Here is a 23,973-nt window from a genome sequence, read left to right as displayed (position 1 = left end):
AGAGGTGCAGAATCATGAACCGTCACTCGATTCCCATCGTCCGCACCGACGCACCGGTCCCCACCGCGGTCGACTACCGCAACCAGAAGGAGCCGTTCACGCGGCCGCAGCCCGTGCGGCCCCCGGCCGGCGCCCCCAACGTCCTGCTGGTCATGCTCGACGACGTCGGCTTCGGCGCACCGTCCGCGTTCGGCGGCCCGTGCCGCACCCCCACGGCCGAGCGCCTGGCCGCCGACGGCGTCAAGTACACGCGTTTCCACACCACCGCGTTGTGTTCGCCGACGCGGGCGGCGACCCTGACCGGGCGCAACCACCACAGCGTCGGCTTCGGAGTGATCGCCGAACAGGCCACGGCGGCACCGGGTTACAACGGCACCCGCCCGGAGTCGGCGGCGACGGTGGCCCGGATCCTGCAGGGCAACGGCTACGCGACGGGCGCGTTCGGCAAGATGCACCAGACCCCGACGTGGGAGATCAGCGAGGCCGGGCCGTTCGACCGCTGGCCCACCCGGGAGGGCTTCGACCGCTTCTACGGCTTCCTCGGCGCGGAGTCGGACCAGTTCGCGCCGGTGCTGTACCGGGACTTCACCGTCGTCGATCCCCCGTGCAGGCCCGAAGAGGGTTACCACATGTCCGAGGACCTGGTCGATCGCGCGGTGGAGTGGATCGAGTCGGTGGGCACCATGGACCCGGACAAGCCGTGGTTCTGCTACCTGCCGTTCGGTGCCTGCCACGCGCCGCTGCAGGTGCCCGACAGCTACCTCGACAAGTACCGGGGCGAGTTCGACCACGGCTGGGACCGCCAGCGGGAGATCACGCTCGAGCGGCAGAAGCAGCTCGGGGTGGTCCCGCCGGAGACCGAACTCGCGCCGTGGGCGCCGGACCTGCCGCACTGGGACGAGTTGGACGACGACCAGAAGAAGGTCTCCGCCCGCCTGATGGAGCTGTACGCGGCGTTCCTCGAGCACACCGACGACCAGGTGGGCCGGCTCGTCGACCGGCTGCAGGAGCTGGGCGCGCTGGACAACACGCTGGTGCTGTACATGTTGGGCGACAACGGCGCGTCCGCCGAGGGCGGCATGGAGGGCTCGTTCAACTACCTCGCCGGACTCAACGGCTACAAGCAGACCACCGCCGAGGTGCTCGACAGGTTCGACGAGCTGGGCACGCCGACCAGCTACCCGCACTACCCGGCGTCATGGGCGATGGCCCTCGACACCCCGTACCAGTGGACCAAGCAGGCGGCGTCCCACTACGGCGGCACCCGCAACGGCCTGATCGCACACTGGCCCAAGGGAATCACCGACGCCGGCAATCTGCGGCACCAGTGGCATCACTGTGTGGACATCACCCCGACGATCCTCGAGGCCGTCGGCGTCCCGGCGCCGGACAGCGTCGACGGCGTGCCACAGAAGCCGATGGAGGGTGTGGCGATGAACTACACGTTCACCGACGCGGACGCGGCGGACCGGCACACCACGCAGTACTTCGAGATCTACGGCAACCGTGGCATCTACGACCACGGCTGGACGGCGGTGACGCTGCACCGGGCACCGTGGCTGATGGCGACGTTCGGGCTGAAACTGCCGACGTTCGACGAGGATCGGTGGGAACTGTACGACACGAGCGTCGACTGGTCGCAGGCCCGCGATCTGGCGGCCGAGTACCCGGAGAAGCTCGAGGAGCTCAAGCAGAAGTTCCTGGTCGAGGCGGCCCGGTACCAGGTGCTGCCGCTCGACGACCGCACGGTGACGCGGAACGCGGCGCCCAAGGACCGTCCGCCGCACCCGCTGCGCGGTCGGACCGGCATCACGCTGTACCCGCACATGAACGGTCTGCCGGAGAAGGCGGCCCCACCGTTCTTCAACCGGTCGTACGCCATAACGGCGTCGCTCGAGACCGGCGGCAAGCCGTGCGAGGGCGTGCTGGCGAGCGTCGGCGGACGCTTCGGCGGTCTCGCGCTGTATGTCGCCGAGTCCAGGCCGGTGTTCTGCTACAACTTCAGCGGCGGCGGGCTCACGTTCGTCCGGCCCGACGTCGAACTGACCGCGGACACCCGCGAGGTGCGCCTCGAATTCGACTACGACGGAGGCGGAATCGGCCTCGGCGGCACCGCACGGCTGTCCGTGGACGGGGTCGAGGTGGGTAGCGCCCGCATCGAGCAGACGACGCGTGCGATCTTCAGCATGAACGAGCAGCTCGACATCGGCGTCAACCGCGGCAGCCCCGTCTGCGACGACATCGCGGGCCGCTTCGCCTTCACCGGACGCCTGCACCACATCCGCGTGGATCTGCCGGGCGACGACCGTCCGGAGACGGCGGACGAGCGGCGGCGGGTCGCGTTGGCGACGCACTAGCAGCACCGCACGCACAGGACGGCCCCCACACCTACCGGAGTGGGGGCCGTCGAAGCGACTGCGTCACCTCAACGTGCAGGCGGCTCAGCGACCTTCAGAACGTCTCTGATCAGCTGCCACAGTTCGAGACGTGCCGGGCCGGTGAGCGACAGCTTGGGGAAGGTGAGGAAGCCGTGGAAGAGGCCGTCGAAGCGGTGCGCGACGACCGGCACGCCGTCACCTGCCAGGCGCTCGGCGTAGTACTCGCCTGCCGAGCACGGCGGGTCGAGTTCGGCTGTCACGACGAGCGCGGGCGGCAGGCCCGTGAGCGTAGTCGCGCGGGTGGGGACCACGAACCCGCTCGTCCGGTCTCCGGGCGCGTACTGGTCCCAGTACCAGCGCATCGCATCAGTGGTGTTGTAGTAGCCCACTCCGTACTTCGTGTACGACTCGGTCGTGAAGTCGTCGTCGATGACCGGATAGATGAGGATCTGCGCCGCGATCCGCGGAGCGCCCCGGTCCCGCGCGGCCAACGCCACCGTGGCCGCGAGGTTCCCACCGGCGCTGTCGCCGGCGACAGCGATCCGGGCCGGGTCTCCGCGGTACTGGTCGGCGTTGTCCGAGGTCCACAGCAGAGCCGCGTAGACGTCCTCCATCGCGGCGGGCGCCTGGTGCTCCGGCGCCAGCCTGTAGTCGACCGAGACGATCACGGAGTCGACCGCATCCGCCATCGAGCGGCAGAACTCGTCATGGGAATCCAGATCGCAGAATACGAAACCCCCACCGTGAGCGAACACGATCACCGGCAACGGATCATTCGATTCCGAGTGCGGAACGTATACACGCAACGCCAGGTCCCCGCCCGGACCGTCGATGACGATGTCGCGAGCGATCTCCATGTCGGGCTCGTGTGCGAGCGGTGCCCGCCGAGAGGCGATGATCTCGCGAAGCTCCGCCGCGGGGAACTTCGTGACGTCCGGAAATCCTTCCTCGAGCACAGCGAGCATCGACTCCACGTCCGGGTGCAAATCAGCTCGGCGATCCATTGCCACGTCACAGTTCCTCTCTCGTACTGGATTCGGTCCAGCCCGGCAGCAACCACACGGGCCCCCGGCTGAGCCGATACGTCGCGACGCGACCTTGCAGGAGGCCGTTCACCGCCGCAAGACCGGCGTCCCAGCGTGCGGGAGACTTTCTCGGATGCCCAACCTCGAGCTGCGGGACCTCCGTCCACTCAGCGGGCGGCCTGGATGATTTCGAAGAATCCGGCAGGAAGACTGCGGGACAAGGAATTTCGATATCGAATCATCTCAGCCGATCATTCGGGAGGACAGAGGACAATGGCGCACAAATTGATCGGCAAAACCGCACTGGTGACGGGCAGCAGCCGGGGAATCGGCCGCGCGGTAGCGCAACGGTTGGCGGCGGAGGGCGCGACAGTCGTCGTGACCGCACGCTCCCGGCAGGAATCCGAGTCGATGCGCGCCGGGCGGGTATCGACCGTTCCAGGAAGTCTCGACGAGACCGTCGAACTGATCGAGGCTGCCGGTGGGCACGCGATCGCAGTCCCTGCCGATATCGACGACCCCCACGATCTGGCGAGACTTGTCGCTCAGGTTGTCGACCGCACCGGACACCTCGACATTCTGGTCAACAATGCGGGCTTCGCCGACTACGCCTCGGTCGAACGGATGACGGCCGAGACCTTCGATCGCACGGTCAACCACTATCTCCGAGTGCCGTTCCTGCTGTCACAACTGGCAATTCCGCACATGCGCAAACAGGGGTGCGGATGGATCGTCAACATCGGTTCGTCGACGGGGCTGGCCCCCATTCGACCCTTCCGTGAGTACAACAAGACCTCCGGCGACGTCGTGTACGCGTCGATGAAGGCGGCGCTGCACCGCTTCACGCAAGGTCTCGCCGCCGAGACCCTCGACGACGACATCGCGGTCAACGCCGTGGGACCGTCCACGGCGATCCTGACGCCCGGAGCCGCCGCGCTCATCCCCGACGGCTACGAGACCGAGCCGGTGGAGTATCTGGCCGAAACGGTTCTGGCGATGTGCCAACTGCCCGCCGCGGATCGAACGGGGCATGTCGCGTTCAGTCTCCACTACCCGTGGAGCACCGGGCTGCCGGTGATGACACTGGACGGGGGGACGGAGTTGCCCAGGCGACAGCCACCCGAGTGGGCGAACCCCAACATTCTGCCCGCCGGGCTCTGACGCGCTCGATCGACTGCCGCCGACCTTCCGAGGGGAACCATGCCTACCAACCACTCGCCGAGAAAACGAACTGCCGTCGTCACAGGTGGGGGACGGAACACCGGACTCGGTATCGCCCACACACTGGCCGCGACCGGCGCCCACGTAATCGTCAACGACCTCGTCCTCGACCGGGCAGAGGCGGGCGCTGCGTCGATCAGGGACGCGGGCGGTTCCGCGTCAGCCCTCCAATTCGACATCACCTCACACGAGGATGTGGTCGCCGCGATGGAGCGCGTTCGACGTGAGATCGGCACGGTCGACATCCTGGTCAACAACGCGGGGTTGCCGTCCGGCAGCCAGATGCTGCCGTTCCTCGACACTCCCCGCCACGATTGGAGCCCGTACATCGACGTCAACCTGTACGGGTCGCTGAACATGATGCACGCCCTGCTTCCCGGAATGGTCGATCAGGGCTGGGGACGTGTGATTCAAATATCCTCGAGTGCGGGATCGGCCGCACACCGTGGACTGGGCGGAACCTTCTACGGTGCGAGCAAGGCCGGCATCGAAGGCGCCGTGCGCCACATCGCCACAGAGGTCGGACCCGCAGGGATCACAGTCAACACCCTCGCCCTCGGGCTGATGGAGAAACTGCGCGAACCTATCGAGTCCAAGTCCTCACCGCTCCTCGATTCGCTTTGGGCAGACAACATCATGGCGCGGATCGGGACGGGCGAGGACGTCGGTGCAGCATGCGCGTGGTTGTGCTCCGACGCCGGCGAGTTCGTCACCGGGCAGACGATCCACCTCAATGGCGGCGCCTACGCAGGCCGCTGAGAACAGCTGCGCCGCAGACCTACCTGAACCCGTGGGAGCCCTGACCGGAACGGTCAGGGCTCCCACGGATCCGGGTTACTCGCGCACTAGGCCGTCAGTACCAGCCCCGAAGTGGGAACACCGGTTCCGGCGGTCACGAGCACGTTCTCGACGCCCGACACCTGGTTGACCGAGGTGCCGCGGATCTGCCGCACGCCCTCGGCGATGCCGTTCATGCCGTGGATGTACGCCTCGCCGAGCTGGCCGCCGTGGGTGTTGATCGGCAGTCGGCCACCCAACTCGATCGCGCCGTCGGCGATGAAGTCGCGGGCTTCGCCGCGACCGCAGAAGCCGAGTTCCTCGAGCTGCATCAGCACGTACGGAGTGAAGTGGTCGTACAGCACGGCGGTCTGCATGTCCGACGGCCGCAGCCCGGACTGCTCCCACAGCTGGTCGCCGACCAGACCCATCTCCGGCAGGCCCGTCAGACCGTCGCGGTAGTAGCTGGTCATGATGTACTGGTCCGCACCACTGCCCTGGGCCGCCGCGGCGATGATCGCCGGCTTGTTCGGCAGATCCTTGGCCCGCTCCGGCGACGTCACGACGATCGCGATGCCGCCGTCGGACTCCTGGCAGCAGTCCAGCAGGTGCAACGGCTCCGCGATGTACCGCGAGTTCTGGTGGTCCTCGAGGGTGATCGGCTTGCCGTAGAAGAACGCCTTCGGGTTGGTGGCGGCGTGCTTGCGGTCGGCCACCGCGACGCGGCCGAAATCCTCACTGGTGGCGCCGTACACGTGCATGTACCGCTGCGCGATCATCGCCACGAACGACGCCGGGGTGCCCAGGCCGTGCGGGTACGAGAACGCGTTGTCGGTGCCCGACGAGTTGACCTGCTGCACCAGCCCCGCGTTGACCTGACCGAACCGGGCACCCGAGCGCTCGTTGAACGCCCGGTACGCCACCACGACGTCGGCGACACCCGTCGCGACGGCCATCGCGGCCTGCTGGATGGTGGCACAGGCCGCGCCGCCGCCATAGTGGATGCGGCTGAAGAACTTGAGGTTCGGGATCCCCACCGAACGGGCAACGGCCGCTTCGGTGTTGGTGTCCATCGTGAACGACGTCAGGCCGTCGACGTCCGACGGCTTCAGACCTGCGTCGTCGAGCGCGGCCTGGACCGCCTCGGCGGCCAGGCGCAGTTCGCTGCGTCCCGAGTCCTTCGAGAAGTCGGTGGCACCGATGCCGACGATCGCGGCCTTGCCGGACAGCCCGCTCATGCGCCGCCTCCGTTCATGACGAGAGTTACCGTGGAGGTGATGTGGTCGCCGAGGCTGTCCGTGCCGACCACCTTGACGGTGACCAGACCGTCGTCGGCGGCGACGACCTCACCGGACAGGTTCAGCGTGTCGTACGCGTACCACGGCACGCCCAGCCGCAGCTTGATCGAGGTGATCCGCGCCCGCGGTCCGGCCCAGTCGGTGACGAACCGCTGCACCAGCCCGGTATCGGTGAGGATGTTGACGAAGATGTCCTTCGACCCGCGCTGCTGCGCCTTGTCCCGGTCGTGGTGCACGTCCTGGAAGTCCCTGGTGGCCAACGCCGTCGAGACGATGAACGTGGGATCTCCGTAGATGGAGAGGCCCGGCAGCTTGTCGCCGACCGAGATGTCGAGTGCGCTGGTCATCTACGACTCCTTCACCGGACGCCAGGCGTACAGCGTCCAGGGCTCGTTACCGGTCTCGTCATCGCCCGGGAAGTCCAGGAACTGGGCCTCCACCGGCATGCCCACCGAGACCTCGGACGGGTCGATGTCGCGCAGCTCGCCGAGCATGCGCACGCCCTCTTCGAGTTCGACGAGTGCCACCACGAACGGCAGCGACCGGCCGGGAACCTTGGGGGCGTGGTGGACGACGAAGCTGAAGACGGTGCCGCGACCGGATGCGACGACGTAGTCGGTGGTCTCGGTCTTGTCCTTCCACAGCGCCGGCACCGGCGGGTGTTGCAGCGAGCCGTCGGGGCGCTGCTGGATCCGCAGCTCGTGCGCGGCCACACCGTCCCAGAAGAACTGCGTGTCCCGCGACGGCGTCGGCCGCAGCATCCGAGTCGGATCGAGATCCTCGGGGACCGAGCCGGTTTCGGTCGGAGCCTGCTCCGTCTTCGCCGGCGGCATGAACTTGAGGATCCGGAACATCATCTCGGCGACGGTCTCGTCGCCGACTTTCCAGAAGTTGCGGGTGGTGAAGAACCAGCCCTCGCCGAGCCCGGTCTTCTTGGGGCCGACGACCTCCTCGAGGGTCGACTCGATCGTCACCTCTTCCCCGGGGCGCAGGTAGCGGTGATAGATCTGGTCGCAGTTGGTCGCGACCACCGACGTGTAGCCGGCGTCGTCGAGGATCTGGGTCATCCGGCCCAGCGGATCGTCCTCCTCGCGGACTGCACCGAGACCGCGCATGGTCCACACCTGCGCCATCGCGGGCGGCGCGACGAGGCCGCCGTGGCCCGCCGCGATCGCGGCGTCTTCGTCCACGTAGATCGGGTTCTCGTCGCCGATCGCCTCGAGCCAGTTGCGGATCATCGGCATGTTGATCGGGTCGCGACCCGCCCGCGGCTTGCTCGGACCGTCGGTCTTGACCTGCTCGGCTCCGGCGAGAATCTCTGCGGTCGTGTCCTTTTCGGTCATCGCGGCACCCTCGGCAATCCCAGTCCGGCCACGGCGATGAGCTCACGCATGACCTCGTTGACGCCACCACCGAAGGTGATGACCACGTTTCGCTTCACCTGGACGTCGAGCCACCGCATGAGCGCGGCGGTCTCGGGATCGCCCGGGTCGCCGTGGGCGCCGACGATCTCGTCCGCGATCCGGCCCACCCGCTGAATACGTTCGGTCGCAAAGACCTTGGTGGCCGACGCGTCGGCGATGTCGACATCACCGGTAGCCGCCGCGACCTGCCAGTTGAGCAACTCGTTGAGGCGGTAGGTGGCGTGGATCTCACCGAGGCCGCGGCGGACGTCGGGCAGGTCCAGCAGGTCCCGCCTCGCCGCCCAGTCGTAGACCTTCTCGTACAGGCCCGCGACGCGACCGGCTGGGCCCAGCATGACGCGCTCGTGGTTGAGCTGCGTCGTGATGAGCTTCCAGCCCTTGTTCTCCTCGCCGACGAGCATGCTCGCGGGCACGCGGACGTCGGTGTAGTACGTGGCGTTGACGTGGTGCGCGCCGTCGGCCGTGATGATCGGGGTCCAGGTGAAGCCCGGATCCTTGGTGTCGACGATCAGGATCGAGATGCCGCGGTGCCGCGACTCGGCGTCGCCGGTGCGGACGGCGAGCCAGATGTAGTCGGCGTCGTGGCCGCCGGTGGTGAAGATCTTCTGGCCGTTGACGATGTACTCGTCACCGTCGCGGACGGCCGTGGTGCGCAGGGCCGCCAGGTCGGTGCCGGCGTCGGGCTCGGAGTAGCCGATCGCGAAGTGCACCTCGCCCGCGAGGATCGCGGGCAGGAACTTGCGCTTCTGCTCCTCGGTTCCGTATACCTGCAGCGTCGGTCCGACGGTCTGCAGCGTCACCGACGGCAGCGGAACATCCGCTCGCACAGCCTCGTTGACGAAGATCTGCTGCTCGATCTCACCGAATCCACGGCCGCCGAACTCGACCGGCCAGCCGACGCCGAGCCAGCCGTCCTTGCCCATCCGCCGGATGACCTCGCGGTAGGTGGGGCCGTGCCGTTCGGTCAGCATGACCTCGGCTTCGGCCGAGGAGATCAGGCCGGAGAAGTAGCGGCGCAGTTCCGCCTGCAGCTCACGCTGCTCGGGTGTCAGATCGATGAACACCGGGCCCCCACGAGGTCGAGTCGGTACGAGGCACCGCCGACGAGGCGAGCCAGGTCTTTGGCAATGGAGAAGTAGCGGTGCATCGGGTACGTGACGTCGACACCGATACCGCCGTGCAGGTGGTGCAGTGTCCGCATCGCGGCCGGGATCTCGGTTGCGATCCAGTACGCCAGCACGTCGAGATCGTCCGCGGCGTCCAGGCCCTCGGACACCCGCCACGCCGACGCGAGCGCCGAGACGTGCAGCGTCCGGGACGTGACGTAGACGTCGGCGATCTGCTGGGCCACCGCCTGGAACGACGCGAGGGGCTTGCCGAACTGCTCACGCGTGGTGAGGTGGTCGGCGGCCAGTCCGGTGGCGCCGGCCAGCAGGCCGTCGGCGTATGCGCCGATGCTCGCGAGCGCGATCCGGTAGAGCGTCGCGACACCGTCGAGCCCACCGGCGAGGACTTCGGCGGCCGGGACGCGGACCGCGTCCAGATGGACCGAGAACTCCGGTCCCCCAGCGGAAGTTGCACTCTTGGTGATCGTGACGCCGGGCGCGTCCGGGGCCACCGGAACCACGCCGGCATCGGTGGGCACCAGGATGCGGTGCGCGATGTCCGCGAACGGCACCGCGATCTTGTGTCCGGTCACCACGACGTGGTCGCCGTCCGCGACCGCGGTCGTCGACGGCTGCGCCGGGAACGCGGCGCCCTGCTCGGCGAGTGCCGCAGTGAGCACCCGGCCGGCGGCCACACCGTCGAGCAGCGCGTCCTGCTGCTCGGTGGAGCCGAGCGCGAGCACCGGGAGCACGCCGAAGCCGAGCGTTGCGAGCGCCGGGACCGGCGCGGCTCCGCGCCCGATCTCGGTGAGCATCGTCGCCACCTCGAGCACCCCCAGCCCGTCGCCGCCGAGCCGCTCCGGCACGGCGAGCGAGAGCAGGTCCGCCTTCGCGAGCGCCTGCCACAGCTCGGGGCTGAAGCCACCGGTGTCGGCGGGATCGGTTTGCTCGCGGGCCAGCAGGCCCACGACGATCTCCGCCACCGTTTCTTGAGTCTGATCCAGAGAGAAATCCACGTTGCCGATCCCGCCTACGATTTAGAACGTGTTCCTGTTGTATCACCTGCAGGATAACGAAGAAAGTCCTACAAGATCGAGAACATGTTCACCTTGCCCTCGCGCGTCGTGTTGGAGTACGCCGCAGGGGCGGGATGCGAGGATCGGCCGATGTCGTCGTCGCTCACCGCCGAACGGTTTCGTCGCCTCGCCCGTTCGTCGCCATGGCGGTGGCGGACGCTCGAGTTCCGCTGGAACTTCTACGACGAGGCGGTGCGCCACGCCTGGATCCGGCGCCCCGGCAGCCTGCGCGTCGAGGACGCGGACGGCCGACTCGTCGAGGCATCCGTCGCCCCGAAACCCTTTCCGGGCGCGCAGTACAACTCCGGGAATGGGTGGGAGCCGATGCCGGGACGCTGGCCCTCACAGATCGAACCCGTCTACGCCGACGACGGACTGGTCGACACCGTGCCGTACGAGATCGATGTCGACTACGACCGGCCATTCTTCGAGAACTACCACTGGGTGGCGATGCTCAACCCGATCGAGTTCGCCGACCCCGTCCACGACCACGACACCCCGGCGCCCCTGCCCGTCGAGCTGCGGGACCTGACGATCGTCGAGCACCACGGGCGCCCGGCGTGGCAGGCGACCGCGCAGCCCACGCCTCGGTACGACCCCCGTTGCGACTGCTGCCCGCTGCTCAGCGGCGAGTTCGACCACGAACTCGCCGCGTGGAACCCCGGACCGCCGTCCGTTGTTCGCCTCGACGAAGAGACCGGCGTGTGCGTGCGGATCGAATGCCAGGGACACCTCGCCCTCGACGTGGAGATCGTCGCAGTCGACCAGCCCGTCGACGATGCGCTGTTCACGCCGTCGCGTCGACACTGACCCGGTCACCGAAAGCGAGTCGCTCGCCTGAGGATCTCCTCAGGCGAGCGACTCGATTCGACTCGTTTGCCGGCGTCAGCCGCGCGGCAGCCCCAGCAGGTGCTCGGCGGCCACGGTGAGCAGGATCTGCGTGGTGCCACCCGCGATCGACAGGCAGCGGGTGTTGAGGAACTCCCGGGTGAGCGGACCCTCGACCCAACCGGCCTCGCCGGCGAGTTCGACGGCGAACTCGGCGACACCCTGACGGTTGCGCACGCCGACGAGCTTGCGCACGCTCGACGCCGGCCCGGGGTCCTGGCCGTCGAGCTGGCGCAGCGTGGTGCGCAGCTCGAGCAGCGACCCGACGAGCGCCTCGGAGATCAGCGCGCCGAGATGGTCGGCGGTCACCGGATCCGGGTCACCCGCCAGTTCGAGCAGTTCCTCGACGGCCTTGCCGAGCGACGAGCCGCCGCTCATCGCGACGCGCTCGTTCGCCAGGGTCGTGCGGGCGAGCTTCCAGCCGCCGTTCACCTGCCCCACGACGCACTCGTCGGGGATGAACACGTCGTCGAGGAACACCTCGTTGAACAGTGCGTCGCCGGTGATCTCCCGCAGCGGCGAGATCCGGATCCCGGCCGTGCGCATGTCGAGCAGGAAGTACGTGATGCCCTTGTGCTTCGGCGCGTCCTTGTCGGTGCGGGCCAGGCAGATGCCCCAGTCGGCCTCGCGGGCGAGCGACGTCCACACCTTCTGCCCGTTGAGCTTCCAGCCGCCGTCGACCTTCTCGGCGGTGGTGCGCAGCGATGCCAGGTCCGATCCCGCGCCCGGCTCGCTGAACAGCTGACACCAGGTGATCTCGCCGCGCAGCGTCGGCAGCGCGAAGCGCTCGATCTGTTCGGGGCTGCCGTGTTCGAGGACGGTCGGGACCGCCCACCAGCCGATGACGAGGTCCGGACGGTCGACACCGGCCGACGCCATCTCCTCGGCGATCAGGATCTGCTCGGCGGCACTGGCACCGCGGCCGTACGGGCGCGGCCAGTGCGGGGCCGCGTAGCCCGACTCGGCGACGGCGACGCGACGCTCGGCCTCCGGCACCGCCGCGAGGGCGGCGACCTCGTCGCGGATCGCGGCCCGCCCCGCCTCGGCCTTCGGATCCAGCTCCGACAGGTCGATCGTCAGGTGCCGGCGGGCACCGGACCGGGTCAGCTCGGTGACCCGCGCGCGCCAGATGTTGCTGCCGCCGAGGAACTGCCTGAGCGAGACCGCGCGACGCAGGTAGAAGTGCGCGTCGTGCTCCCAGGTGAAGCCGATGCCGCCGAGGATCTGGATGCAGTCCTTGGCATTCGAGACCGCCGCGTCGAGCGCGACCGCCGCGGCCACGGCCGCCGCGATGGGGAGCTCCGAGTCGCCTGAATGTCCGGTGTCGGGATCCGGCAGCGCGTCCTCGGCGGCGACCGCCGCGTCCCACGCCACGGCGCGGGCCTGCTCGACGCGGCACAGCATCTCCGCGCACAGGTGCTTGATCGCCTGGAACGAGCCGATCGGCTTCCCGAACTGCTCGCGGATCTTGGCGTACTCGACCACGACGCGCAGGCTCCAGCCCGCGACGCCCGCCGCTTCCGCCGCCGCCAGCGTCGCCGCGAGGTCACGCACGAGTCCCGGTGCGACCCCGGCGACGATGCGGTCCGCGGACACCACGACGTCCTCGCAGCGCACGCGCGCGGTGCCCCGGCTCTTGTCGAGGATGTCCAGCGGCTCGACGGTCAGTCCCGGGGCGTCGCCGTCGACGAGGCACCACACGGTGTCGGCGGCGGAGTCGCCGACGCGCACCGGCACCAGCACCGCGACGCCCGGCTCCCCGCCGAGCGCGTTGCCCGCGTCGCCGCGCAGCACCAGTCCACCGTCGGCGTCCGAGACGGCGGACAGCGCGTCCGCGTCGAGCACGACGGAGATCGGCAGGTCGCCTTCCGCGATCTGTCCGGCCCACTGCTTCGCGGTGGCACCCGCGCTGCGTCCCAGCACCAGGCCGGCGAGCGCGGTCGGCAGAATCGGGCCGCCCACAAGTTCGGTTGCGGCCTGCTCCAACATTGCGGCAAGGTCGACGATCTGACCGCCGACACCGCCGACCGAGTCCGGAACACCCACCGCGAACAGCCCCAGTTCGGCCATCGAGGACCACGACTGACGCCAGAAATCAGCAGGTCCCTCACGTAAAATGGCAACCGGGGTCGCCGAGCGGGCCCATGCCTGAATCGACTCCTGGACGGCCTTCTGTTCGTCGGTCGTGGCGATTGTCACAACGGCTACCCGCCTCTCGTGGATGACATTTTCATCTAGAACGTGTTCTAATATGTTCGGCCGTCAAGAGTCAAGGCGTGAAGGAAACTGTCGATGACCACCTCATCTCGATCCCGTTCCGCAGGGGGCCCGGTCTCGACCCTCAGCGACGACGATCTCAGCTCCAACGCTCAGCGCGAGCGTCGCAAGAGGATCCTCGACGCCACCCTCGCGCTCGCATCCAAGGGCGGCTACGAGGCCGTGCAGATGCGTGCCGTGGCCGAGCGTGCGGACGTCGCCGTCGGCACGCTGTACCGCTACTTCCCGTCGAAGGTGCACCTGCTGGTGTCGGCGCTGGCGCGCGAGTTCGAGCGGATCGAGTCGAAGGGCAAGATCCCCCCGGGCCACAGCCCGCTCGAGCGGATGCAGCTGATCCTGGGCCAGATCACCAAGGCGATGCAGCGCGATCCGCTCCTCACCGAGGCCATGACCCGCGCGTTCATGTTCGCCGACGCGTCGGCGGCGGCGGAGGTCGACCAGGTCGGCAAGCTCATGGACACGCTGTTCGCGCGCGCCATGACCGACGGCGTCCCCACCGAGGAAGAACTCGCGATCGCGCGCGTCATCAGCGATGTGTGGCTCTCGAATCTCGTGGCCTGGCTCACCCGCCGCTCCTCGGCGACCGATGTCGCCAAGCGCCTGGAACTGACCGTCGAACTGCTGCTCGGTGACGGATCCAAGACGCCTGTGTAAGCCATCGTCGGCACCCCGTGACCAAACGCGGCGCGCCAGCGCGGCCCTGATCGCTTAGGTTTGAAACTGTGAGCGCTCTGGATCTGCCGATCGAACTCCGCCGGGCCCTGTCCACCGTGGCCCGGACCCCGCGTCTGCTGGTGGCGTCCGACTACGACGGCACGATGGCGCCCATCGTCTCGGACCCCGAGAAGGCCTATCCGCACGCCGAGTCCGTGCGGGCGCTGCGTGCCCTCGCCGGACTCGCGGCGACGACCGCGGCGGTGATCTCCGGACGCGCCCTCAAGGACCTCGCAACGCTGTCGCGACTACCGGTCGAGGTGCAGCTGGTCGGTAGCCACGGCTCGGAGTTCGACGTCGGATTCATCCATGCGATCGACGCGAACGCGCGCAAGCTGCTGCGCGAGGTCACCTCGGAGCTGTCCCGGATCGCGGACCTGCACCCCGGCACGTCGGTCGAGACCAAGCCGGCGAGCGCGGCGCTGCACGTGCGCAACGCCAGCCCGGAGGTCGGCGCGAAGGCGCTCGCCGCGGTGCACGCCGAGGCCGCGCTGTGGACCGGCGTGCAGGTCACCGAGGGCAAGGCCGTCATCGAGCTCGCCGTCATCGCCACCGACAAGGGCAACGCGCTCGACATCCTGCGGCATCAAGAGGCCTCCACCGCCGCGGTCTTCTTCGGCGACGACGTCACCGACGAGAAGGCGTTCAGCCGCCTCCAGGGCCCCGACGTCGGCATCAAGGTCGGCGAGGGCAACACGCTCGCCGAGTACCACGTCGACTCCACCGAAGACGTCGCGGCCGCGTTGGCGTTCCTGCTCGAGGAGCGCCGCACCTGGCTCTCGGGCGCCGACGCGCCGCCCATCGAGCGGTTGACGATGCTTGCCAGTCCGCGCTCCGTCGCGCTCATCACGCCGGACGCGAACATGACGTGGCTGTGCCATCCGGAACCGGATTCGGCGGCCGTGTTCGCGCACCTCCTCGGCGGCACCGAGGCCGGCCACTTCAGCGTCGGCCCGCAGCGCGCGGCGCTGCCACTGAGCCAGCAGTACATCGACGGCACCATGACGGTGCAGACCCGGTGGGCCAGCCTCACCGTCACCGACTACCTGCCGCACGACGTCCAGCCGAGCCGGACCGACCTCACGCGGGTCATCACGGGCCGCGCGAAGGCGGTCGTCAGTTTCGCACCACGGCCGGAGTTCGGTCAGGTTCCGGTCCAGCTCGAGCCCGACACCGACGGGCTCCGAGTCTCCGGCACGAGTGAGCCGATGGTGCTGCGCTCCCCCGGTGTCCGATGGAACATCACCACCGACGGCACCCAGCAGACGGCGTTCGCGGTCGTCGACCCGTCGCAGGGTCCGGTGGTTCTCGAACTACGTTGCGGCACCGAGGATCTGGGACCTTCGCAGATTTCGGAGCCGGAACGTCGGGAGATCGCCGAATCGTACTGGCGAGACTGGGTGAAGACCCTCGACCTGCCGCCACTCAAGCCGGACCTGATGAAGCGCTCGGCGCTGACGCTGCGCGGACTGGTCCACGCGCCGAGCGGCTCGATCCTGGCGGCGGCCACGACGTCGCTGCCGGAGGAGATCGGCGGCGTCCGCAACTGGGACTACCGCTACTGCTGGTTGCGGGACGCGGCGCTGACGGCGTCGGCACTGGTGAGCCTCGGTTCCCTCGGGGAGGCCGAGGACTACCTGGAGTGGGTGCACCGCGTCCTCGAGACGCTGCACGGCCCGGAGCGGCTGCACCCGCTCTACACGCTGTACGGCACCGGCCTGCCGCCGGAGGCCGTGATCGATTCGCTGCCCGGATATGCGGGATCCCGTCCGGTGCGCGTCGGCAACGCCGCGAACCAGCAGGTGCAGTTGGACGTGTTCGGCCCCATCGTCGACCTGATCTCGAACCTGGCCCTGGCCCGGCAGAAGAAGGGCATCACCGGATCGGACGCACTCACCGACCGCGACTGGGAACTCGTGTCCGCGATGGTCGAGGCGGTCGAGCGACGCTGGAGCGAACCGGACCACGGCATCTGGGAGATCCGCGACAATCCGCGTCACCACGTGTACTCGAAGGTGATGGGCTGGCTCACCATCGACCGGGCGCTGACCCTGGCCGAGAACTTCGGCCGCGAGGCCGGGGCGGAGTGGGTAGCGCTGCGCAGCGAGATCGCCGAGGAGGTGACCGAGAAGGGCTGGAACGCGGACGTCGAGTCGTACACGGCCGCCTACGACGGCACCGATCTCGACGCCGCGACGCTGCACATCGGGCTGTCCGGGTTGATCGATCCGAAGGACGAGCGGTTCGCCGCGACGGTCGTCGCGACGGAGGCCGAGTTGCGCAGCGGGTCGACGGTGTACCGGTACCACCACGACGACGGCCTGCCCGGCACGGAGGGCGGCTTCCACCTGTGCGCCGCCTGGCTGGTGGAGGCGTACCTGTTGATCGGTCAGCGATCCGACGCCGAGGCACTGTTCAAGCAGCTGGTGAGCGCCGCCGGCCCCACCGGTCTGCTGGCTGAGGAGTACGACCCGGTCGCCGAGCGCTCGCTGGGCAATCACCCACAGGCCTACAGCCACCTCGGTCTGCTGCGCTGCGCGCAGCTGCTGAGCGCCGACGCAAAGCGGTAGGACGGGAAGCGAGGCCCCGCCCCGGTGCTACGGCTCGGGCGGGGAGGCGGCGGTGTGGCCGCGCACCAGTTCGGTCTCGAGCATCTCGACGGTCGTGACACCGGAATCCGAGCCCGACATCAGCAGCGCGCCGGCTCGGCGGCCCTTGTCCTCCTGGGGCTGACGCACCGTGGTCAGGCCCTCGCGCAACGCCTCCTCGACGCCGTCGAAGCCGGTGATCGACAGTCGGCCCGGGACGTCGACGCCCTCGCACCGCGCCCAGTCCAGGGCCCCGAGTGCCAGAACGTCGGTGGTGCACATGAGCGCGGTGATGCGCGGATTGGCCGCGAGCGCCTGCGCCGCCGCGGCGTGCCCGGCCTGCGCGGTGTGCTCGTAGCGTTCGACGACGGTGAGCGACGACGGGTCGAGGCTGGCATCCGCCATGGCATCCCGGACGCCGGCGATGCGCTCGCGCTGGACATGGAAGTTCGGTGCGTGCAGGCGCTCGCCCTCGACCACACCGTCGGCGCGGTCCCGACCGAGCCGCATGCACAGCACGCCGATCTCCTTGTGCCCCAGCGAGATCAGATAGTCCGCGACCTTGCGCATCGCGCCGCGGTCGTCGATACCCACGAGCGACGCGCCCGGCATTCCGCGCGGCTGGTCGCAGATCACGGTCGGCAGGTGCCGCTCGCGCACCGCGGCGAGGTAGGGGTCGTCGTCAGCGACGGAGTACACGACGAAGCCGTCGACACCGGCCTGTTGGACCACCGCGGCCGCCTCGACCTCGTCCCGGCCGGGCCCGGCGGGGATGAGGAGCAGCCCCTGCCCCGCCGCCTCACACGACTCGGCGAGTCCGGCGAGAAAGCTCATCGCGGCCGGATCACGGAACGAGTAGCTCAGCGCCTCGGTCAGCAGCAGGCCGACGGCGCCGGCGCGACGGGTGCGCAGCGATCGGGCCACCGGGTCGGGGCCGGGATAGCCGCGTCGCTTGGCGGCGAGCAGCACGCGTTCGCGCAATTCGGCCGACAGCTGGTCGGGCCGGTTGTAGGCGTTGGAGACGGTCGTCCGCGAAACCTTGAGTTCGGCGGCGAGCGACGCCAGAGTGGCCTGGCGGCGTGGCTGACGAGACCTTGGCATAACGGGACGGTAGCGGTTCGGGGGCCGCTGGGCGAACTGGCACGCCCCCTGGGCGGGAACAGACCAGACCTGCGCGTTCGCGACCTGCAAACTTCCGCTAAGGTGTAAACGGAAACGGTTACCAATAGCGTTTAGGGGCCGATCCGGCCCATCTGTATAGAAGTCGTGATCAGGAGAGAGTTGTGCGCACGTCCCGCGAGTCCTCTGCTTTACGTTCGGTCGCGGCGGCCATCGGGGTTGCCCTCGCCGCCGTGGCGCTGACCGCATGCGGTAGGTCGCCCGATGCGGACGGCCAGATCCGCGTCGTCGCCTCCACCAACGTGTGGGGCAGCGTGGCCCAGGCCGTGGCGGGCGACCGCGTCGAGGTGACATCGATCATCGCCGAGCCGTCCGCCGACCCGCACTCGTACGAGGCCAGCCCCACCGACGCCGCGAAGATCACCGATGCGTCGCTCGTGATCCTCAACGGCGGCGGCTACGACCAGTTCGTCGAGGACGTCCTGGACTCCTCGGCCGCACTGCGCGCCAAGCCCACCGTCGACGCGTTCGAGCTGTACGAGACGCGAACCGGGGCACCCGGCGACACCGCGGACTCCCACGACCACGACGGCCACGATCACGGGTCGGTGAACGAGCACGTCTGGTACGACATGCCCACCGTCGACGCCGCGGCCAACGCCATCGCCGAGCAGCTCGGCAAGCTCGACCCCGAGGGCGCCGACACCTACACCCGCAACGCCGAGGCCTTCCGCACCCAACTGCGCGGTGCGTCGGAGACGACGGCCGCGATCGCGTCGGCGCATCGCGACGCCCCTGTCGCGCAGACCGAGCCGATCGCGCACTACCTCGTCCAGGCCGCGTCACTGAACGACCTCACACCCCCGGCGTTCACCAACGCCGTCGAGAACGGCACCGACCCGTCGCCCGCGTCGATCGCCGAGACCCGACAACTCTTCACGGACAAGAAGGTCCGGACGCTTGTCTACAACGTACAGACCGAGGACAAGGTCACCAGGAGCATCCGCAAGGCCGCCGAGGACGCCGGTATCCCGGTCGTCGAGGTCACCGAAACCCTCCCCGAGGGAATGGACTTCGTCGAATGGCAGACCCGGACCGCGCAGTCGCTCGCCGACGCGCTGAACTCGGCGTCATGACCACCGTCGTCACCGCGGGAGCCCCACCGGCCATCGACCTGGTCGACGCCAGCCTGTCCTTCGGCGACCGCACCCTGTGGTCGAACCTGAACCTGGCCGTGCGGCAGGGCGAGTTCATCGCCGTCCTCGGCCCCAACGGGTCGGGCAAGACGTCGCTGCTCAAGGTGCTGCTCGGGCAGCTCGCGCCGACGTCGGGCACCGTCCGGATCGCCGGCACGCCCGCCAAGGCCGGGAACGCGCACGTCGGGTACGTGCCGCAGCAGAAGTCGCTCGACGACGGCCTGCCGCTGCGCGGACGCGACCTCGTCGGCCTCGGCGTCGACGGACACCACTGGGGCACCGGGCTGCGGGGTCGCGCCAAGAGACGCGCGATCGTCGATTCCGCCATCGCCCAGGTGGGCGCGCAGGCCTACGCCGACGCGCCGATCGGGTCGATGTCCGGCGGCGAGCAGCAGCGGCTGCGGATCGCGCAGGCGCTTGTCGGCGACCCCAAGGTGCTGCTGTGCGACGAACCGCTGCTCAGCCTCGACCTCGCGAACCAGCACCGGGTCTCGGAGCTGATCGATCGGCGCCGCCGCGAGCACGACACCGCGGTGCTGTTCGTGACCCACGAGATCAACCCGATCCTCCCGCTCGTCGACCGCGTGCTGTACCTCGTGGACGGCCAGTTCAAGATCGGCACGCCCGAGGAGGTCATGACCTCCGAGGTGCTGTCCGAGCTGTACCGCACCGACGTCGAGGTGCTGCACGTGCGCGGCCGGCTCGTCGTCGTCGGCACCGGCGATGCCATCGACGCGCTCGGCAGCGGCGGCGGCCCACGCCCCGGCGAGGGCGTCCACCACACCGAGGACCACGTATGAGCAACAAGTTCACCGACGCGATGTCGCACCTGTTCGACCTCTCCGCGACCGCCGATCTGCTGCGGTACGACTTCGTCCAGCAGGCCCTGATCGCCGGCGCGATCCTCGGATTGCTCGCCGGCGTGATCGGCCCGCTGATCGTGAGCCGGCAGATGTCGTTCTCGGTCCACGGAACGTCGGAGCTGTCGCTGACCGGCGCGTCGGCGGCGCTGCTGATCGGCGTCGGTGTCGGCGTCGGTGCCGTCGTCGGATCCGTCGTCGCGGCGGTGCTGTTCGGCCTGCTGGGAACCAAAGCACGCGAACGCGATTCGGTGATCGGCGTGATCATGGCGTTCGGTCTGGGCCTGTCGGTGCTGTTCCTGTGGGCGTACGACGGCCGCGCGGGCACCAGTTTCTCGCTGCTGGTGGGTCAGATCGTGGCGCCCGGCAACGCCGGCCTGGCGCTGCTGCTGCTGTGCGCTGTCGTGGTGCTCGGCACCCTGGCCATGATCTACCGGCCGTTGCTGTTCGCGAGCACCGATCCCGAGGTGGCCGCGGCCCGCGGTGTGCCGGTACGGGGCCTGTCGATCGTGTTCGCGGTCCTGGTCGGCATCACCGCCGCGATGGGCGTCCAGATCGTCGGCGCGCTGCTCGTGATGGCGCTGCTGATCACTCCGGCCGCCGCGGCCGCACAGGTCACCGCGAGCCCGCTGCGGGCGACGGTGCTGGCGATCGTGTTCGCGGAGGTCGCCGCCGTCGGCGGCATCCTGCTCTCCCTCGCGCCGGGCGTCCCGGTGTCGACGTTCGTCACCACGATCTCGTTCGTGATCTACCTGGTGTGCCGCGTGATCGGGACGGCGCGGCGGCGGTCCGCCGGCCGCATCTTCGTTCCCGCCGGCGAACACATCCACGCCTGACCGCGGCCTAGGATCGACCCCGTGGCGGTGATCGATCTCAACAGCGACCTCGGCGAGAGCTTCGGCGCGTGGACCCTCGGCGACGACGCGGCGATGCTCGACCTCGTCACCAGTGCGAACGTCGCGGCCGGGTTCCACGCCGGGGACCCGGCCACGCTGCTGCGCACCTGCCGTGACGCGGCCGCGCGCGGCGTGCGGATCGGCGCGCAGGTCGGCTACCGCGACCTCGCCGGGTTCGGACGCCGCTTCATCGACGTCGCCGCGGACGATCTGACCGCGGACGTCATCTATCAGATCGGCGCACTCGACGCGCTCGCGCGCACCGCCGGTTCGTCCGTCACGTACGTCAAACCGCACGGCGCGCTGTACAACGCGATCGTGCACCACCGCGACCAGGCGCGCGCCGTGGTGGCGGCGGTGCGTGCGGTGAACCCGACGCTGCCGGTGCTCGGGCTCCCCGGATCGGTCTTCCTCGAAGAGGCCGCCGCGGCCGGACTGCGCACCGTCCCCGAGGCGTTCGCCGACCGCGGCTACACGCCCGAGGGCACACTGGTCCCGCGCACCCGACCGGGCGCCCTCGTGCACGACCCCGGCACCGTCGCGGCGCGGGTACTGCAACTGGTCACCACCGGAACGATCGATGCGATCGACGGCACCCGGATCACCGTGCCGGCCGAGACCGTCTGCGTGCACGGCGACACCCCGGCAGCGGTCGCGATGGCCACGGCCATCCGCAAGCTTCTGGACGACGAGCAGATCCACGTGAAACCGTTCGTGTGATGCGCATCCTCGACATGGGCGACCGAGCACTGCTCGTCGAATTCGACGGGCTCGCAGACACACTCGCCCACTATCGCGGTCTCGCCGCCGAGCGGCACCCCGCTGTCACCGACCTGGTACCCGCTGCCCGCACGGTCCTCGTGCGGTTCCGCGGAGCCCGCCCCGACAGTGTCGCCGCATGGGTGCGGTCGACTGCACCGCTCACCGTCGACGAGTTGTCCGGCAGCGAGCCGGTCGAAATACCGGTCCGCTACGACGGTCCGGACCTGGCCGAGGTCGGCGAGATCACCGGACTCGGCGTCGAGGGTGTCGTCGCGGCCCACACCGGCCGGACGTGGACCGTCGCCTTCGTCGGTTTCAGCCCCGGCTTCGGGTACCTCGTCGGCGGCGACACCGGCCTGCACGTCCCCCGCCGGTCGTCGCCGCGCACGAGCGTTCCCGCCGGCGCCGTCGGGTTGGCGGGCGAGTTCTCGGGGATCTACCCGCGCCGCTCACCCGGCGGCTGGCAGCTGATCGGCTCCACCACCGAGCGCATGTGGGACGTCGACCGTGATCCGCCGGCGCTGCTGCAGCCGGGCACCGAGGTTCGATTCGTCGCGCTCTGACGTCACACCCGGGGCTGCACCGCGGACCGCAGTTCGTGCTTGCGGGTCTTTCCGGTCGCGGTCTTGGGGAGCGCATCGACGAGAACCACGCGCTTCGGAACCCGGAAGCCCGCCAGGTTCGCGCGGGCGTGTTCGATGATCCGGTCCTCGAGCCCGTCCTCCGCATTCGGTGCCGGCACGACCGCGACGCACACGGCCTCACCCCACCGCTCGTCCGGGACTCCGATCGCCGAGCACTCGAGGACCCCCGGGACATTGGCCACCACACGCTCGACCTCGATCGAGGAGACGTTCTCGCCGCCGGACTTGATGATGTCCTTGAGTCGGTCGGTGAACCATACGACCCCTTCGTCGTCGATGTGGCCGATGTCCCCGCTGTGGAACCACCCGTGGGCGAAGGCCTTCGCGTTGGCGTCGGGGTTGTTCCAGTAGCCGCCGCACACGTGCGGGCCCCGGTAGACGATCTCCCCCGTCTCCCCCGGCGGCACGAGGGTGCCCTCCGGATCCATGATGGCGACCTCGACGGTGGGGACCGGCGGGCCCCAAGAGGCGGGCTTCGTGTGCCGGTGTTCGGGCCACTGCAGCACCGTTGCGGGCACCACCTCGGTCTGCCCGGACCCGAGAACCACTGCGGCGTTGGGGAACGCGGCGTCGACTCGGTTCAGAACGTCCTGAGGCATCTGCGCCATCGCGTAGATGCACAGTCGGACCGATCCGAGGTCTCGCGGCGCACGGTCGTTGACGTCGACGAGCGCTTTCCACATGATCGGCAGCAGCATCGCGTGGGTGACCCCGTGACGTTCGACCGCGTCGAGCATCTCGACAGGATCGAAGCGCCCGGGCAATACCACCCGGCCGCCGGCGATGAGGGTCGGGAGGACGAGGGCGTTGAGTCCGGTCGTGTGGAACAGCGGTAACACGTTGAGCAGCGTCGCGGGACGGCTACCCCACGACGAACCCTGCATCAGCGCGTTCGCCATGCCGGCGATCAGGACCGAGACATGGCTCGTGACCACACCTTTCGGGTTCGCCGTGGTGCCCGACGTGTACAGGCACTGCACGATGTCCCGGTCGTCGAGGGCCACTTCCACCCGCCCGGCGGTCGTGCGCTCGGCGAGCGCGGCCCAGGATTCCACCGCACGCCCCGCGATCTCACCCGTCTCGGCGTCGACAGTCACGACCATCTCGACCGAATCCAGCCGCGGCAGAACCGACTCGAGCAGCGGCACGAACGGCGCATCGGCGACGACTACCGCGGCGCCGGCGTCACGCAGAATCCACTCGATGTCTTCGGCCGTGAGTGCGATGTTCACCGGCATCGCGACCAGTGCAGATTTGGCGCACGCGAAATACGTGGCCAGTAGCCGCCATCCGTCGACCATCAGCATCGCGACCGGCCGTTGCCGCTCGATTCCCTCGTCGAGGAAGGCTCGGGCCAGCGATTCCGCTGCCCGGTCGAGCCGACCGTACGTGATCGACGTGCCACGGTCGACGATCGCTTCCCGATCGCCGAACGACCGCGCGACCCGGGTCAGCACATCCCCGACACTCACGCGCGTCGCCAGGTTGAACTCCAGCGAATCGACCCCGGACAGATCGGCCTTCATGGGCATGACCCTCCTTCTGCAGCAACGGACCGGGCGGCGTCCGCGGACGCCGCCCCCAAACGTGATGCGCATCACTCGAGACGGGGCCCAGCATGTCACCGGCCCCCAAATAAAGCAAGCATGCATGCTTGTTAATTGGGGGCCGGTGTTCACTTCCGACGCCTGCAGAACCGCGACGCTCGCGTCGAACGAGACGGC

At 69.2% G+C, this 23,973-nt stretch carries 20 protein-coding genes; 11 read left to right on the top strand and 9 right to left on the bottom strand.

The window, feature by feature from the left end; all coding sequences use genetic code 11:
• Window positions 1-14 precede the first annotated feature (14 nt).
• Window positions 15-2,357, top strand: coding sequence for an arylsulfatase (locus ACQ5DX_RS00755; RefSeq protein ID WP_430330794.1), 2,343 nt, complete (start codon window positions 15-17; stop codon window positions 2,355-2,357).
• Window positions 2,358-2,425: 68 nt separating this feature from the next.
• On the opposite strand, the gene ACQ5DX_RS00750 is transcribed toward ACQ5DX_RS00755, so the two are convergent.
• A complete protein-coding gene (locus ACQ5DX_RS00750) occupies window positions 2,426-3,382 on the bottom strand; it encodes an alpha/beta hydrolase (RefSeq protein ID WP_430335509.1) in 957 nt (318 codons plus the stop codon).
• A gap of 294 nt (window positions 3,383-3,676) precedes the next feature.
• Here ACQ5DX_RS00750 and ACQ5DX_RS00745 point away from each other — a divergent pair, with 294 nt between their 5' ends.
• Window positions 3,677-4,564: an SDR family NAD(P)-dependent oxidoreductase gene (locus ACQ5DX_RS00745; RefSeq protein ID WP_430330793.1), complete on the top strand. Its 888-nt coding sequence runs from the start codon at window positions 3,677-3,679 to the stop codon at window positions 4,562-4,564.
• A 39-nt stretch (window positions 4,565-4,603) separates the two neighbouring features.
• A complete protein-coding gene (locus ACQ5DX_RS00740) occupies window positions 4,604-5,383 on the top strand; it encodes an SDR family NAD(P)-dependent oxidoreductase (RefSeq protein WP_430330792.1) in 780 nt (259 codons plus the stop codon).
• An 86-nt stretch (window positions 5,384-5,469) separates the two neighbouring features.
• On the opposite strand, the gene ACQ5DX_RS00735 is transcribed toward ACQ5DX_RS00740, so the two are convergent.
• Genes ACQ5DX_RS00735 through ACQ5DX_RS00715 form a run of 5 tightly spaced genes read right to left on the bottom strand, consistent with a single transcriptional unit; the run spans window position 5,470 to window position 10,245 of the window.
• The gene (locus tag ACQ5DX_RS00735) at window positions 5,470-6,639 is read right to left on the bottom strand and encodes a lipid-transfer protein (protein ID WP_430330791.1); all 1,170 of its coding nucleotides are present in this window, start codon (window positions 6,637-6,639) and stop codon (window positions 5,470-5,472) included.
• Window positions 6,636-7,046: a MaoC family dehydratase gene (locus tag ACQ5DX_RS00730; RefSeq protein WP_430330790.1), complete on the bottom strand. Its 411-nt coding sequence runs from the start codon at window positions 7,044-7,046 to the stop codon at window positions 6,636-6,638. Before ACQ5DX_RS00730 ends, ACQ5DX_RS00735 begins: the two co-directional genes overlap by 4 nt.
• On the bottom strand, window positions 7,047-8,042 hold the full coding sequence (locus tag ACQ5DX_RS00725; RefSeq protein ID WP_430330789.1) for a bifunctional MaoC family dehydratase N-terminal/OB-fold nucleic acid binding domain-containing protein: 996 nt from the start codon (window positions 8,040-8,042) through the stop codon (window positions 7,047-7,049).
• Entirely contained in the window at window positions 8,039-9,187 is a 1,149-nt protein-coding gene (locus tag ACQ5DX_RS00720) for an acyl-CoA dehydrogenase family protein (protein WP_430330788.1), read from the bottom strand. The genes ACQ5DX_RS00725 and ACQ5DX_RS00720 overlap by 4 nt, the downstream gene beginning before the upstream one ends.
• On the bottom strand, window positions 9,172-10,245 hold the full coding sequence (locus ACQ5DX_RS00715; RefSeq protein ID WP_430330787.1) for an acyl-CoA dehydrogenase family protein: 1,074 nt from the start codon (window positions 10,243-10,245) through the stop codon (window positions 9,172-9,174). The genes ACQ5DX_RS00720 and ACQ5DX_RS00715 overlap by 16 nt, the downstream gene beginning before the upstream one ends.
• An 84-nt stretch (window positions 10,246-10,329) precedes the next feature.
• Between ACQ5DX_RS00715 and ACQ5DX_RS00710 the strand changes: the two genes are divergently transcribed.
• Entirely contained in the window at window positions 10,330-11,115 is a 786-nt protein-coding gene (locus tag ACQ5DX_RS00710) for a hypothetical protein (RefSeq protein ID WP_430330786.1), read from the top strand.
• A gap of 75 nt (window positions 11,116-11,190) precedes the next feature.
• On the opposite strand, the gene ACQ5DX_RS00705 is transcribed toward ACQ5DX_RS00710, so the two are convergent.
• Window positions 11,191-13,392: an acyl-CoA dehydrogenase gene (locus ACQ5DX_RS00705; RefSeq protein WP_430330785.1), complete on the bottom strand. Its 2,202-nt coding sequence runs from the start codon at window positions 13,390-13,392 to the stop codon at window positions 11,191-11,193.
• A 93-nt stretch (window positions 13,393-13,485) separates the two neighbouring features.
• Here ACQ5DX_RS00705 and kstR point away from each other — a divergent pair, with 93 nt between their 5' ends.
• Complete coding sequence (gene kstR, locus ACQ5DX_RS00700) at window positions 13,486-14,124, top strand: cholesterol catabolism transcriptional regulator KstR (protein ID WP_430330784.1); 639 nt, start codon at window positions 13,486-13,488, stop codon at window positions 14,122-14,124.
• A 68-nt stretch (window positions 14,125-14,192) separates the two neighbouring features.
• The gene (gene otsB / locus ACQ5DX_RS00695) at window positions 14,193-16,754 is read left to right on the top strand and encodes a trehalose-phosphatase (RefSeq protein WP_430330783.1); all 2,562 of its coding nucleotides are present in this window, start codon (window positions 14,193-14,195) and stop codon (window positions 16,752-16,754) included.
• Window positions 16,755-16,781: 27 nt separating this feature from the next.
• Here the strand turns inward: otsB and ACQ5DX_RS00690 are convergent, their stop codons facing one another.
• Entirely contained in the window at window positions 16,782-17,873 is a 1,092-nt protein-coding gene (locus ACQ5DX_RS00690; RefSeq protein ID WP_430330782.1) for a LacI family DNA-binding transcriptional regulator, read from the bottom strand.
• Window positions 17,874-18,055: 182 nt separating this feature from the next.
• Here ACQ5DX_RS00690 and ACQ5DX_RS00685 point away from each other — a divergent pair, with 182 nt between their 5' ends.
• Genes ACQ5DX_RS00685 through ACQ5DX_RS00665 form a run of 5 tightly spaced genes read left to right on the top strand, consistent with a single transcriptional unit; the run spans window position 18,056 to window position 22,168 of the window.
• Window positions 18,056-19,027 carry a metal ABC transporter solute-binding protein, Zn/Mn family gene (locus ACQ5DX_RS00685; protein ID WP_430330781.1) on the top strand — a complete coding sequence of 324 codons (972 nt, stop codon included), beginning with the start codon at window positions 18,056-18,058 and terminating at the stop codon, window positions 19,025-19,027.
• Window positions 19,024-19,887, top strand: coding sequence for a metal ABC transporter ATP-binding protein (locus ACQ5DX_RS00680; RefSeq protein WP_430330780.1), 864 nt, complete (start codon window positions 19,024-19,026; stop codon window positions 19,885-19,887). Before ACQ5DX_RS00685 ends, ACQ5DX_RS00680 begins: the two co-directional genes overlap by 4 nt.
• Window positions 19,884-20,783 carry a metal ABC transporter permease gene (locus ACQ5DX_RS00675; RefSeq protein WP_430330779.1) on the top strand — a complete coding sequence of 300 codons (900 nt, stop codon included), beginning with the start codon at window positions 19,884-19,886 and terminating at the stop codon, window positions 20,781-20,783. The genes ACQ5DX_RS00680 and ACQ5DX_RS00675 overlap by 4 nt, the downstream gene beginning before the upstream one ends.
• A 21-nt stretch (window positions 20,784-20,804) precedes the next feature.
• Window positions 20,805-21,563, top strand: coding sequence for a LamB/YcsF family protein (locus ACQ5DX_RS00670; protein ID WP_430330778.1), 759 nt, complete (start codon window positions 20,805-20,807; stop codon window positions 21,561-21,563).
• Complete coding sequence (locus tag ACQ5DX_RS00665; RefSeq protein ID WP_430330777.1) at window positions 21,563-22,168, top strand: 5-oxoprolinase subunit B family protein; 606 nt, start codon at window positions 21,563-21,565, stop codon at window positions 22,166-22,168. The genes ACQ5DX_RS00670 and ACQ5DX_RS00665 overlap by 1 nt, the downstream gene beginning before the upstream one ends.
• A 2-nt stretch (window positions 22,169-22,170) precedes the next feature.
• Here ACQ5DX_RS00665 and ACQ5DX_RS00660 read toward each other — a convergent pair whose 3' ends face one another.
• Window positions 22,171-23,775, bottom strand: coding sequence for a class I adenylate-forming enzyme family protein (locus tag ACQ5DX_RS00660; RefSeq protein ID WP_430330776.1), 1,605 nt, complete (start codon window positions 23,773-23,775; stop codon window positions 22,171-22,173).
• Window positions 23,776-23,973 lie beyond the last annotated feature (198 nt).

The sequence above is a fragment of the Rhodococcus sp. ACT016 genome, from assembly GCF_050477185.1.
Classification (GTDB): domain Bacteria; phylum Actinomycetota; class Actinomycetes; order Mycobacteriales; family Mycobacteriaceae; genus Prescottella.
Note: the sequence above shows the minus strand (reverse complement) of the source record. Positions and strands in the feature narration are given on the sequence as shown.